This is a genomic window from Pseudomonas sp. NBRC 111140, from assembly GCF_001320885.1.
GTDB classification, from domain to species: Bacteria; Pseudomonadota; Gammaproteobacteria; order Pseudomonadales; family Pseudomonadaceae; genus Aquipseudomonas; species Aquipseudomonas putida_P.
In genome coordinates this window covers 108915-121654 of record NZ_BCBQ01000003.1, presented here as the reverse complement: position 1 = coordinate 121654, position 12740 = coordinate 108915, and the positions used below count along the sequence as shown (strand labels likewise).

12 protein-coding genes are annotated in these 12740 nt (G+C 62.8%); 8 read left to right on the top strand and 4 right to left on the bottom strand.

What is annotated here, in order from left to right:
• Positions 1-294 precede the first annotated feature (294 nt).
• The 7 genes from nirB to APH42_RS01940 all read left to right on the top strand — a co-directional run bounded on the left by nirB (position 295) and on the right by APH42_RS01940 (position 6726).
• Positions 295-2847, top strand: a complete 2553-nt coding sequence (nirB, locus tag APH42_RS01970; RefSeq protein ID WP_060492605.1) for a nitrite reductase large subunit NirB — start codon at positions 295-297, stop codon at positions 2845-2847.
• Positions 2847-3209 carry a nitrite reductase small subunit NirD gene (gene nirD, locus APH42_RS01965; RefSeq protein ID WP_012270985.1) on the top strand — a complete coding sequence of 121 codons (363 nt, stop codon included), beginning with the start codon at positions 2847-2849 and terminating at the stop codon, positions 3207-3209. The genes nirB and nirD overlap by 1 nt, the downstream gene beginning before the upstream one ends.
• A gap of 40 nt (positions 3210-3249) precedes the next feature.
• Positions 3250-4182 carry a pca operon transcription factor PcaQ gene (gene pcaQ / locus APH42_RS01960; RefSeq protein ID WP_060492604.1) on the top strand — a complete coding sequence of 311 codons (933 nt, stop codon included), beginning with the start codon at positions 3250-3252 and terminating at the stop codon, positions 4180-4182.
• Positions 4183-4411: 229 nt separating this feature from the next.
• Positions 4412-5176, top strand: a complete 765-nt coding sequence (locus APH42_RS01955; RefSeq protein ID WP_060492603.1) for an FKBP-type peptidyl-prolyl cis-trans isomerase — start codon at positions 4412-4414, stop codon at positions 5174-5176.
• A 288-nt stretch (positions 5177-5464) separates the two neighbouring features.
• Positions 5465-5905 (top strand): YkvA family protein, encoded by a 441-nt coding sequence (locus tag APH42_RS01950; RefSeq protein WP_012270988.1) that lies wholly within the window; start codon positions 5465-5467, stop codon positions 5903-5905.
• Between the two features lie 117 nt (positions 5906-6022).
• Positions 6023-6361 carry a helix-turn-helix transcriptional regulator gene (locus tag APH42_RS01945; RefSeq protein WP_060492602.1) on the top strand — a complete coding sequence of 113 codons (339 nt, stop codon included), beginning with the start codon at positions 6023-6025 and terminating at the stop codon, positions 6359-6361.
• On the top strand, positions 6358-6726 hold the full coding sequence (locus APH42_RS01940) for a hypothetical protein (RefSeq protein WP_012270990.1): 369 nt from the start codon (positions 6358-6360) through the stop codon (positions 6724-6726). Before APH42_RS01945 ends, APH42_RS01940 begins: the two co-directional genes overlap by 4 nt.
• A gap of 29 nt (positions 6727-6755) precedes the next feature.
• Here the strand turns inward: APH42_RS01940 and APH42_RS01935 are convergent, their stop codons facing one another.
• Together APH42_RS01935 and APH42_RS01930 are read right to left on the bottom strand one after the other, a co-directional pair.
• Positions 6756-7676, bottom strand: a complete 921-nt coding sequence (locus APH42_RS01935; protein ID WP_012270991.1) for an EAL domain-containing protein — start codon at positions 7674-7676, stop codon at positions 6756-6758.
• A 118-nt stretch (positions 7677-7794) separates the two neighbouring features.
• Positions 7795-9876: a carboxy terminal-processing peptidase gene (locus APH42_RS01930; protein ID WP_177336837.1), complete on the bottom strand. Its 2082-nt coding sequence runs from the start codon at positions 9874-9876 to the stop codon at positions 7795-7797.
• Between the two features lie 140 nt (positions 9877-10016).
• Between APH42_RS01930 and APH42_RS01925 the strand changes: the two genes are divergently transcribed.
• Positions 10017-10979 carry an NAD(P)H-quinone oxidoreductase gene (locus APH42_RS01925; protein ID WP_060492600.1) on the top strand — a complete coding sequence of 321 codons (963 nt, stop codon included), beginning with the start codon at positions 10017-10019 and terminating at the stop codon, positions 10977-10979.
• Positions 10980-11082: 103 nt separating this feature from the next.
• Here the strand turns inward: APH42_RS01925 and APH42_RS01920 are convergent, their stop codons facing one another.
• Entirely contained in the window at positions 11083-11736 is a 654-nt protein-coding gene (locus tag APH42_RS01920) for an HAD family phosphatase (RefSeq protein ID WP_012270994.1), read from the bottom strand.
• A gap of 14 nt (positions 11737-11750) precedes the next feature.
• Positions 11751-12740, bottom strand: a complete 990-nt coding sequence (locus tag APH42_RS01915) for an ABC transporter ATP-binding protein (RefSeq protein ID WP_060492599.1) — start codon at positions 12738-12740, stop codon at positions 11751-11753.

Sequence of the window (12740 nt, the reverse complement as noted above, 5' to 3'; positions counted from 1 at the left end):
CGGGATGGGCTGTTGTGCACTGTGAATGTGCATACGTGCCGGCCTCTTCGCGGGTGAACCCGCTCCTACAGGTACCGTACAAGTCTGCCGACCGTTGGAGATCCCTGTGGGCGTGGCCTCACCCGCGAAGAGGCCGGCACAGGTAAAGCAATTGGCACAGTCCCTGCTTTATCTCCAATACAACAAGCCCCGCTGATCAACGGCGATCAACCCGGGCCCCTACCGTGATGAATACAGGCAAAGGCGCCTGGAGCTTCGGCTCCAGGCGCTTTTTTTTTGATCGAGGATCGGCTTATGAAGGCAACAGTGAGCAGCGGGCAACGAGAGCGACTGGTCATCGTCGGCAACGGCATGGTCGGCCACCATTGCGTCGAACAACTGGTCAGCCGTGGCGCCCTGCAGCGCTTTGAGGTGCGGGTGTTCGGCGAAGAGCGCCAACGCGCCTACGACCGCGTGCACCTGTCCGAATACTTCGGTGGCAGTTGTGCCGAAACCCTGGCCCTGTGCGAGCACGATTTCTACAACGCCAACGGCGTGCACCTGCACCTGGGTGAGGCTGTGCTGGAGATCGACCGCGAGCGCTGCGAGGTGGTCACCGCCGAGGGCCGATACGGCTACGAGCAACTGGTGCTGGCCACCGGTTCCTACCCCTTCGTACCGCCGATCGAAGGCTCCAGCGGCAATGCCCGGCTGGTGTACCGCACCCTGGACGACCTTGATGGCATTCGCGCTGCCGCAGCCGGTGCGCGTCGTGGCGTGGTGGTCGGTGGCGGCCTGCTTGGCCTGGAAGCCGCCAACGCCCTCAAGTCGCTGGGCCTGGAAGCCCACGTCGTTGAATTCGCTCCACGGCTTATGCCGGTGCAGTTGGACGGTGAGGGCGGTGCCGCGCTTAAAGCGCAGATCGAGGCGCTGGGCGTGGGGGTGCACCTGTCACGTGCCACCCAGTCGATCAACGACGGTGAAAGCTACCGCTATCGCATGAACTTCGACGGCGGCGAGCACCTGGAAACCGACCTGGTCGTGTTCTCCGCTGGTATCCGCCCACAGGATGCCTTGGGCAGAGCCTGCGGCCTGGAGATCGCCGCGCGCGGCGGTGTGGTGATCGACAATCACTGCCGCAGCAGCGACCCACGCATCTTTGCCATTGGAGAGTGCGCCTCGTGGAACGGCAGCGTTTTCGGCCTGGTTGCCCCAGGCTACGGCATGGCCCGCAACCTGGCGGCGTTGCTGATGGGGGAGGCGGCGGTCGCGTTCACCGGCGCCGACATGTCGACCAAGCTCAAGTTGTTGGGTGTGGATGTCGGCTCGATCGGTGATGCCCACGGCGCCACCCCTGGCGCGCGCAGCTACCGCTTCATCGACGAGGCCAACAGCGCCTACCGCCGGCTGGTGGTGGACGCCAGCGGCAAGCATGTGCTCGGCGCGGTGCTGGTGGGCGACAACAGCTATTACGACACCCTGCTGCAATACGCCCAGAACGGCATTGCCTTGCCGGCCGACCCGGCAGCGCTGATCTTGCCGCAAGGCGGTGGCGCACCGGCCTTGGGCGCTGACGCATTGCCCGACAGCGCGACCATCTGCTCCTGCCACAACGTCAGCAAGGGCGCGGTGTGCGCGGCCATTGACAGCGGTTGCAGCGATCTTGCGGCGGTCAAGGGCTGCACCAAGGCTGCCAGTGGTTGCGGTGGTTGCGCGGCCCTGCTCAAGCAGGTGTTCGAGCATGAATTGACCGCCCGCGGCGTGGCGGTGGACAAGAGCCTGTGCGAGCACTTCGCCTACACCCGTCAGGAACTCTACGGGCTGGTGCGGGTTGAGGGTATTCGCACCTTCGGCGAACTGCTCGAACGCCACGGCAAAGGCCACGTTGGCTGTGACATCTGCAAGCCGGCGGTGGGCAATATTCTCGCCTCGTGCTGGAACCAGCCGATCATGGACCCGGCGCTGGTGCCGCTGCAGGACACCAACGACACCTTCATGGCCAACATGCAGAAAAACGGCACCTACTCGGTGGTGCCGCGCATACCGGGGGGGGAAATTACCCCCGACAAGCTCATCGTCATTGGCCAGGTGGCCAAGAAGTACGATTTGTACACCAAAATCACCGGCGGCCAGCGCATCGACCTGTTCGGTGCCCAGTTGCATGAACTTCCGCTGATCTGGGGCGAGCTGATCGAAGCCGGCTTCGAAACCGGCCACGCCTACGGCAAATCGACCCGCACGGTGAAGTCGTGCGTGGGCAGCACCTGGTGCCGTTACGGCGTGCAGGACAGTGTCGGCATGGCCCTGCGCCTGGAGGACCGCTACAAAGGCCTGCGCAGCCCGCACAAGCTCAAGTTCGCCGTGTCCGGCTGCACCCGCGAATGTGCCGAGGCGCAGAGCAAGGACATCGGCGTGATCGCCACTGACAAGGGCTGGAATCTGTACGTGTGCGGCAACGGCGGCATGCGCCCACGGCATGCTGAACTGTTCGCCACCGACCTGGACGACGAAACCCTGGTACGCCTGATCGACCGCGTGCTGATGTTCTACATCCGTACCGCCGACAAGCTGCAGCGCACCTCGGTTTGGCGCGAGAGCCTGGACGGTGGGCTGGACTACCTGAAGCAGGTGATCATCGACGACAGTCTGGGCTTGGCCAGCGAGCTGGAAGCGCAGATGCAGCATGTGGTCGACCAGTACGAATGCGAATGGGCCAACGCCCTCAACGACCCGGAGAAGCTCAAGCGCTTCCGCACCTTCGTCAATGACCGGCGTGCCGACCCGGACATGCACTTCGTGCGCGAACGCGAACAACGCCGGCCTGCTGCGCCGCTGCACCTGATTCCAACTGTCGAGGAGGCTGTCTGATGAACCTGTCCAATGCTGCTGTGAAAACCCAAGCGACCTGGCAGGTGGTGTGCCGGGTGCAAGACCTGGTAGCCGAGTCCGGGGTGGTCGTGTGGCTGGATGGCACCCAGGTGGCGCTGTTCTACCTGCCGGGGCAGGCCCAGCCGCTGTATGCCGTGGACAACCGCGACCCGCGTTCCGGCGCCAACATCATCGGCCGTGGGTTGGTAGGCAGTGTGCAGGGTGAGTTGGTGGTGGCGGCGCCGTTGTACAAGCAGCATTTCAGCCTGCAGAGCGGCGAGTGCCTGGAGGATGCCGGGCAACAGCTTCGGGTATGGTCGGTGCGATTCAATGGCGAGGCGGTGGAGTTGGCGGTGGCCTGATGTTCAGCTGCTGCTTGCGGCGATGCGTTAAGCTTGCCGCATGAACCTCGATACCCGCATTAAATACCGCCACCTGCTGTGCTTCCTGGAGATTGCCCGGCAGGGCAGCCTGGCCAGGGCGGCCGACGTGCTTGCGATCAGCCAGCCGGCCATCTCCAAAACCCTCAAGGAACTTGAAGACCTGTTGGAGGCGCGCTTGTTCGCGCGCAGCCGTCAGGGTGTCGAGCTGACCCCCGCCGGGACGCGCTTCATGCGTTATGCCGGGCCCAGCGTGCAGGCCCTGCGCGATGGTGTCAGCAGTTTGCGTGGCGAAGCGCGGGCGCCGTCACAGGTACGTATAGGCGTGCTGTCCACGGTCGAGGGCCTGCTCATGCCCGAGGTGTTGTGCCGCCTGCACCAGCGCCATGACGCGCTGGTGATCAGTGTGGTCACCGGGGTCAGTGCTCAGCTGCTCGGCCAACTGCACCTGGGCGAACTGGAGCTTGTGGTCGGGCGCATGACCGACAGCCCGCAGATCCAGGGCCTGTCGTTCGAGCACCTGTACAGCGAATCGATGAGCCTGGTGGTACGCCCCGGTCACCCGCTGCTGGCCAGCGCGCCGGTGGAGCGAGCCCAGGTGGGGCGTTACCCGTTGGTGCTGCCCCCGGCGGGCACCACCATCCGCCAGCATGCCGACAGCCTGTTTGTGCAATGCGGTATCCAGATGCCGGCGCAGCGCCTGGAAACCTTGTCGCTGGCCCTGAGCCGGCGTTACCTGCTGGGCAGTGATGGACTGTGGGTGGCGCCCCGCGACGCGGTCTTGCTGGACCTGCGCCGTGGCGAGTTGGTCGAGCTCGACCTGGGCGTGCGCGAGCCGGGCGGTTCGGTCGGCATCTGCCGTAACGCCGCCCTGCCGCAAAGCTTGCCTGGGCAATGGGTGTGCGAGGTACTGCGTGAGGTGGCAGGGGAGTATCGCGAGGGTCAATATCCCTGATTGCAGGCTTTTCAGAATCCAGCGAAATAAATCCCTGGTTGGACCGCGCAAAAACGGCACAACGGGTCAATACTGGCCAATGGCTGCAAACGCTCGCATTAATAAGCGTTTAACAACTGAACTTCCTTACTAAAACCCGCTCCTATGCCGGTAGCCATTGGTCATGGCCGCCTGCTAAGCTCGCGGCTTTACCCTGATTGCCCTTATGGCGCATGAACAAGGAAATAGCATGAAACAGCATCGTTTGGCGGCTGCGGTTGCCCTGGTAGGCCTGGTACTGGCTGGCTGTGACCAACAGGCCAGCAGCCCCGAGCTGAAGACTCCGGCGCAGAAAGCCTCCTACGGTATCGGCCTGAACATGGGCAAGAGCCTGGCTCAGGAAGGCATGGAAGACCTTGATTCCAAAGCAGTCGCCCTCGGCATCGAAGACGCCGTCAGCAAGAAAGAGCAGCGCATCAAGGATGAAGAGCTGGTAGAAGCGTTCACCGCATTGCAGAAGCGCGCCGAAGAGCGCCTGGCCAAGGCCAGCGAAGAAGCCGCCTCCGCCGGCAAGAAGTTCCTCGAAGAAAACGCCAAGAAGCCAGGCGTGGTCACCACCGCTTCGGGCCTGCAGTACGAAGTGGTCAAGAAGGCCGACGGCCCGCAGCCTAAGCCGACAGACGTGGTCACTGTCCACTACGAAGGCAAGCTGATCGATGGCAAGGTATTCGACAGCTCCGTAGAGCGTGGCAGCCCGATCGACCTGCCGGTCAGCGGCGTGATCCCAGGTTGGGTCGAAGGCCTGCAGCTGATGCACGTTGGCGAGAAATACAAGCTGTTCATTCCGGCTGAACTGGCCTACGGCGCACAAAGCCCGAGCCCGTTGATCCCTGCCAACTCGGTACTGGTGTTCGACCTGGAACTGATCGCCATCAAGGACCCGGCCCAGCTGCAAGGTGCCGAGCCTGAAGGTGAGGCCCCGGCCGAAGCGCCTGCGGAAGCACCTGCCAAGTAATATTGGCTGGTAGTTGAAAACGCCCCGCACTGACGGGGCGTTTTCGTTTGTGCCGATTGGACGAACCTGCAACAGCTGATACTGTCCGAGGAGATGAAGCGTAAAGATGTAGGACGTTTCTGACGCAAATCGTTTGCGGCTTAGCCAGCCCCGGTGTGAAACGGCTGTGTAAAAAACGCCCGATCTGACCGGGACCCTTGCCTGGCAGGCACCGGAGGTCAGAAATATCGCCCTGTTCACAAGGTTATCCACAATAAATGTGGATAACCTTTTCCTCTCGGAGGCTCCATGAGCGCACCCTGGAATTTCGCCCGCTTTCTGCCATTGGCCGAGCGCCTGCTCAGCCGCGGCCGCTTGCCGGCCTTGCTGTTCGCGGTGGCGCGCAAAGGCCCGCGCCTCGGCCAGCTGCGTGAAGATGTGAAGCTGTTACAGTCGCTGTGCCTGGCCTGGTGGCGCGGCGAGTACCGCGCCATCAGCCCTGGGGCGCTGGTCACCATCGTGGCTGGCCTGCTGTATTTCGTCAGCCCCATCGATGCCATCCCCGACTGGCTGCTGGGGGTGGGTTTTCTTGATGACATCGCGGTGCTGGGCTGGGTGCTGAAAACCGTGTCCGACGAGCTGGCGCGCTTCAAAGCCTGGCGCGATAGCCAGGCGCCCGAACGGCTGCGCGTGGTCGAGCGCCTGCCCGCCACCCCGCAGGCGCTGCGGCTGGAACGCAATACGCACTAAGAGCGGCCTGAGCCTTCACTGCACCTCAACTGCACAGACCCCAGAGTTGGTAATATAATTGGCATAAGGGTTATGCCTACGGATTACATGCTGTAATCCTTTTTAAAGGGGTTTGTAATGGGTATTCAGGTCATCAGCCGGGACGGTCAGCCCGAGTACGCAGTCGTTCCCTGGGAGCAATACCAGGCCTTGCTCAAGGCTGCGGGGCAGGCACCTGCCGAGGCGGTTGTCAGTGAAGCGCAGGGGGGGACGGCCAGTGCGCCATTACCGGCCTTCAGCGAAGTCGCCCAGATTCGCCAGGCCAAGGGCATTGCCCCTGAGCAACTGGCGCGCAATGTCGGGGTGAGCCCGGCGTATCTGGCCATGATCGAATCGGGCGAGCGCCAACCGGATGCTGCCATCCGCCGCGCCTTGGCCTGGCATCTTGGGGTGGCTGGCTGGAGCGAGCCATCATGAGCCAGGTCAGGATCAGCCGTCAGCACTGGGATAACCTGCTGGGCGAGCTTGACCTGGCCCGTCGACAACGTCACCTGCTGACGTACCGAGCGTTGATCGAGCGCTTGCAACTACCCAGCCCGGCCATGCAGACGCTGACCGCCGCGCTGGAATACCTGGCCGTGTTGGATGCCCGTGCCGAGCAGCCCTTGCGCAGTTCGCTGGTGATCAGCCAAGGCGCCAGCCGTTTGCCGCGTACTGGCTTTTTTGAGTGTGTCGAGCGGCTGGGGCGGTTTACCGGGCCGGTCGATGGTATGGAGGCAGCTTCTTGGCATGCCTCCGAGGTGGTCCGGGTGTTCGAGTACAGCTACCCCGAGTCTGCCTGATCAGGCTTCTTCACGGGTGAATCGGTCTGTTAAGAGGCCGTAACAAGCAGTGCATCCCTGTGGATCAATCCGCAGGCCCTGCCGTCCGCATCCACCACCTCCAGTACATTCAGGTGCTGATGCCGTCCAAGCAGCTCCAGCAATTGCCCGATCGTGGCATTCAAGCGCACTGTCGGTTGCTCGGCCGGCGGCAGGCTCGTCAGCGCCGGTAGTTCCCGCACCCCCAGCTCCTGCGGCCGTCCCAGCAGGTAACCCTGCACCAGGTCTACCCCCATCTCCCTCAGCACCGCCAGTTCCTCCGCCAGCTCGATGCCTTCGGCAATCACCTGCGCCTTTGACGCCCGGGCGATCTGCAAGATTGAGCCGACGAACTCGCGTTTGAGCGGGTCGCGGTGGATACCGTCGATGAAATGCCGGTCGATCTTCACGTATTCGGGGCGCAGCTCCGACCACAGGCGCAAGCTCGAATAGCCCGCCCCCAGGTCGTCGATGGCGATCGAAAAGCCCATATCGCGGTAATGGTGCAGGGCATTGGACAGCAGCTGGAAGTCGTCGGTGGGGGTGTGTTCGGTCAACTCGATCACGACCCGGCTGGGGGGCAGCCCGACCTGTTCGAGCAGTTTGAGGGTCAGGCCGGAGGGGTAGTGTGGCTCCAGCAGCGATTCGGGCGAGATGTTGAGAAACAGTTTGCCTTGCAGTTGCTGCTCACTGAAGCGTCGGCAGGCACTCTCCCGGCAGGCGGCTTCCAGCTCGGTCAGGCGGCCGGCCTGGCGGGCGATGGTAAACAGGTTCAGCGGCGCGTGCAGCGGGCTGTTGGAAGGGCCACGGGTCAGCGCTTCATGGCCGAACACCCGTTGCTCGCTCAGGCACATGATCGGCTGGAACAAGCTGTGGATACTGCGTTGAGCCAGGATGGCACTCAAGGCATCGAGCTGTTCGGCAACGGTCATGACGTAATCCTGAAAATGAAAGGGCCGGGCATCTACATGCCCGGCCCTCGTATTTCACGACAGCGCGATGACTGTTTGATGACAGGTCACATTAATTTGCCATCATTGCCGCGTTGCCTTATTTCTTGGCCACCTTGGTGCTGGCGCTGAGGTAGTCGATCAGGATGCGACCGGTTTCCGACAGGTAGGCGTCGTCTTCCGGCTTGGTGTTTTCATCTTCGGCCGGCAGCGCGTCTTCATCCTCTTTCTTCAGCTCTTTCAGCGGCTCTTCACCCTTGGCCTTGCGGCGGACGTTTTCCAGCGCCAGTTGCTTGGCCTCGATTTCATCATGGCGTGCACGGCGTTCCTGTTCGTTGAGGCTGACGGTTTTTTCATTCATCAGCTTCTGGGTCAGGGCCAGCCGGTCGCGGATGTAGGTGAACTCGGCATCCTTGTCACTGCGTGCTTCATGCTGCGCCTTGAGCTGGGCCAGGAACGGCTTGAACGGGTCGGACGCCGGCCTGATCGCCGGGCGAATGGTGTCCCACGGCATGGCTTCGGGCAGCGCGCTCTCGCCGATTTCCTTGGTGTCGATGATCGACGGGTAGTCGATGTCCGGCAGCACGCCTTGGTGCTGGGTGCTTTGCCCAGAAACCCGGTAGAACTTGGCCAGGGTCAGCTTCAGTTCGCCATGGTTGAGTGGCTGGATGGTCTGCACAGTGCCTTTGCCGAAGGTCTGGCCACCGATGATCAGTGCGCGGTGGTAGTCCTGCATGGCGCCGGCGAAGATCTCCGAAGCCGAGGCCGACAGCCGGTTCACCAGCAGCGCCAGCGGGCCTTTGTAGAAGGCACCTGGGTTTTCGTCTTCCAGCACGTCGACGCGGCCATCGCTGTTGCGCACCAGCACGGTCGGGCCTTTCTCGATGAACAGGCTGGTCAGCTCAGTGGCTTCCTGCAACGAGCCGCCGCCGTTGTTGCGCAGGTCGATGACCACGCCGTCGACTTTTTCCTTCTGCAGTTCGGTGAGCAGTTTTTTCACGTCACGCGTGGTGCTCTTGTACTCCGGGTCACCTGCACGGTAGGCCTTGAAGTCCAGGTAGAAAGCCGGGATCTCGATGATGCCCAGCTTGTAGTCACGCCCGTCCTGCTTGAGCTTGAGTACCGACTTTTTCGCTGCCTGCTCTTCAAGCTTCACCGCTTCACGGGTGATCGACACGATCTTGCTGGTCTGGTCGCTAGGTGCGTTGCTGGCCGGGATGATTTCCAGGCGCACCACCGAACCTTTCGGGCCGCGGATCAGCTTGACCACTTCGTCCAGGCGCCAGCCGACCACGTCGACCATTTCCTTGTTGCCCTGGGCCACGCCGATGATCTTGTCGGCCGGGGCCACTTGCTTGGTCTTGGCGGCCGGGCCTGCCGGCACCAGGCGCACAATCTTGACCTGGTCGTTGTCGCTTTGCAGCACCGCGCCGATGCCTTCGAGCGACAGGCTCATGTTGATGTCGAAGTTTTCGGCGTTGTCCGGCGACAGGTAGTTGGTGTGCGGGTCGTAGGACTGGGCGAAGGTGTTGATGTAGGCCTGGAAGATATCCTCGGCACGGGTCTGGTCCAGGCGCGCCAGCTGGTTCTTGTAGCGCTTGGTCAGGGTTTCCTGGATCTGCTTGGGTTCCTTGCCGGCGATTTTCTGGCGCAGCACTTCGTCTTTCACGCGCTTGCGCCACAGGTCGTCGAGCTCGGCCTGGTCCTTCATCCACGGTGCGTCCTTGCGGTCGATCAGCAAGGTTTCCTTGGTGGTGAAGTCGATCTTGTCCACGCCTTTGTTCAGCTCGGCCAGGGCGAAGTCCAGGCGTTGCTTGACGCGGTCGAGGTAGCGTTTGTAGATGGTGAAGCCTGGGTCCAGGTTACCGCTCTTGAGGAAATCGTCGAATTGCGTTTTCCACTTGTCGAACTCGGCGATGTCGGCAGCGGTGAAGTAGCTGCGCGCCGGGTCCAGCAGCTTGATGTAGCTGTCGTAGATGATGACCGAGCGGGCATCGTCCAGTGGGGGCTTGCTGTAGTGGTGGCGCTTGAGCAATTCCACCACGTTGAGGCTGGCGACGATCTCGTCGCGGTCCGGTTGCAGGCCGTCCCACTTGTTGGCGGCCGCCGCATTGCCGCCGAGCGTGAGGCTGCCCAGGCCGATCATGACAGCGAGGGCGGTGCTTGGGAGGAAATGCTTCATGCTGATTCGACGTGGAGGCAATTGATCACGCATAGTAGGCCGTCTTTTCCGTTGCCGGTTCCATGGAACCGGGCAAATACTGCAAAAAGCCTGGGGTGTGCGTTCCCCAGGCCCAGTCATGATTCAACTATGGAGGCACTGTGAAGGCATTGCAAGGCGTTGACGGACATGTGGAGTGGGTCGAGGCCGAACGCCCGGCCTGTGACGCGGGCCAAGTGCGCATTCGCGTGGCCGCAGCGGGGCTGAACCGCGCTGATCTGCTGCAGATGAAAGGTTTGTACCCGCCACCACCAGGGGCCAGCCCGTACATGGGCCTGGAGTGTGCCGGGGTGGTTGAAGAGGTAGGTGCGGGTGCCGATTGGCGGGTGGGCGACCGCGTTTGCGCGCTGCTGGCCAGCGGCGCGATGGCCGAGGAAGTGGTGGTCGATGCCCGTCACGTACTGCCGGTGCCCGAAGGCCTGAGCCTGCAGGAAGCAGCGGCGTTGCCGGAGGTGTATGCCACCGCCTGGCTGAACATCTTCCAGCTCGGTGCTGTGAAGGCTGGCGAGAAGGTGTTGGTGCACGCCGGTGCCAGTGGCGTTGGCTCGGCCGCCATCCAGCTGTGCAAGGCGTTTGGCAGCCCGGTGTGGGTCAGCGTCGGTTCGCAGGACCGCCTGGCTTATTGCCAAGCGCTGGGTGCCGCGGGTGGTGTGGTACGTAACGAGAACCTGGACGCGCTGGAAGGTTTTGGCCCGTTCGACGTGATTCTCGACCCGGTGGGCGCCAGCTACGGTGAGCTCAACCTGAAGCTGCTGGCCCGTGACGGGCGCTGGGTGATCATCGGCCTGATGGGCGGGCGCAAGTTCGAGCTGGACCTGGCGCAGGTGCTGGGCAAGCGCCTGGAGATTACCGGCTCCACGCTGCGTAACCGTGATGACGGCTTCAAGGCCGAACTGCTGAGTGAGTTGCAGCAGCAGGTGTGGCCGCTGTTTGCCGAAGGGCGCTTGTCGCCGCAGCTGGTCGATACCTACCCGGTGGAGTTTGCCCAGGCGGCGTATGCCGAGCTTGAGACCAATCAGGTGTCAGGAAAGCTGGTGATGGTGATCGACGCGAGCCTGGTGTAAGCAGGCCTGGCCCCTTCGCGGGTACCCCGCTCCCACAGGGATCGCACCCTTTCGTGGAAGCGGGTTCACCCGCGAAGAGGCCAGAACAGGCAATGAAGTACTTTCAGGTCCAGCTCAGGATCGGCCAGCCATTGGTCTGGGCATGTTCACGCAATACCGCATCGGGGTTCACCACATGCGGATGGTCCACCTTCAGTAACAACGGCAGGTCATTGCGTGAGTCGGAATAGAAACTCGCCCCCTCCAGATTTTCCTGCTCCTGATCCAACCACTCCAGCAGCCGGGTGATCTTGCCCTCGCGGTAGGTCAGCACCCCGTGGGTCTTGCCGGTATACACCCCGTTCACCGCCTCCAGCTCGATTGCCAGGTACTCGTCCACCCCCAGCCGCGCCGCAATCGGCCCCACCAGGTGCGTCCCCGAAGCAGAAATGATCAGAATGCGATCGCCACGCTTGCGGTGTTCGGCAATGCAGCGGCAGGCGTCGCCATAGATGATCGGTTCGATCACATCTTCCACCCACGGCTCCACCAGGTGCTCGACTTCTTCCAGGGTACGCCCGGCAATCGGCTCCAGGCTGAAGGCCATGTAGTCCTCCATCTGCAGGTGGCCCTTGCCGTAGGCTTCCATCAGTTCATGGTCGCGGCGCAGGAAATCCTTGCCGTCGACCCAGCCCAGCCGGGCCATCTGCTCGCTCCACAGCGACGCGCAGTCGCCGTGGATAAGGGTTTCGTCCAGATCGAAAATTGCCAGTGCCATTGTGTTGAGTCTCCTTAGGCCACTTCCCGCAGCGCCGTGGGGTCGATCGACAAGCTTACCCGTTTTCCGTCCGCGTGCAGGTCTGCCGGCGAGCGGTTGAGTACATCGACCACCAGCTCCACTTCGCGCACCTTTACGCGGTAGCGAATCACGTTGCCCAGCAGGCTGTGGCTACGCACTTCTGCGTCTAGTTCGCCGTTCACGCCCAGGGTGATCGACTCCGGGCGGATCGCCAGGCGGCTGGCCACCGGGCGCTGCAGCAGGCGGCTGGCGCTGTCGGCGTCGAGCAGGTTGTAGTTGCCGATGAAGCCGGCGGCAAACAGGTCCACAGGCGCTGTGTACAGGGTTTCGGCATCACCACTCTGGACGATGCGGCCCTGGTTCATCAGGAAGATGCGGTCGGACAGGGTCAGCGCCTCTTCCTGGTCGTGGGTGACGAAGATGGTGGTCAGCCCCAGCTCGCGCTGGATGGCGCGAATCTGCTCGCGCAGGTGCTTGCGGATACGCGCATCCAGTGCCGACAGCGGCTCGTCGAGCAGCAGCAGGCGCGGGCGGGTGACCAGCGAGCGGGCCAGGGCCACGCGTTGGCACTGGCCGCCAGACAACTGGTGCGGGTAGCGCCCGGCGAATGTGCCCAGCTCAACCAGCTCCAGGGCCTCGCGCACTCGCAGCTGGCTTTCGTCGGTTTTGACTTTCTGCATGCGCAGGCCAAAGGCGACGTTCTGCTCCACGGTCATGTTGGGGAACAGTGCGTAGCTTTGGAACACCATGCCGATGCCACGTTTTTGCGGGCTTAGCGGCACGATGTCGTGGCCGTCGAGGAGGATCTGCCCGCTGTCCACCGGGGTCAGCCCGGCGATGCAGCGCAGCAGGGTGGATTTGCCGCAGCCGGACGGGCCCAGCAAGGTGACGAACTCGCCGCGTTCGATGTGGCAGTCGATGTTCTCGAATACCGGGCTGCCGGCGTAGCTCTTCTGCAGTTTCTGTACGCTGACGAAGCTCAT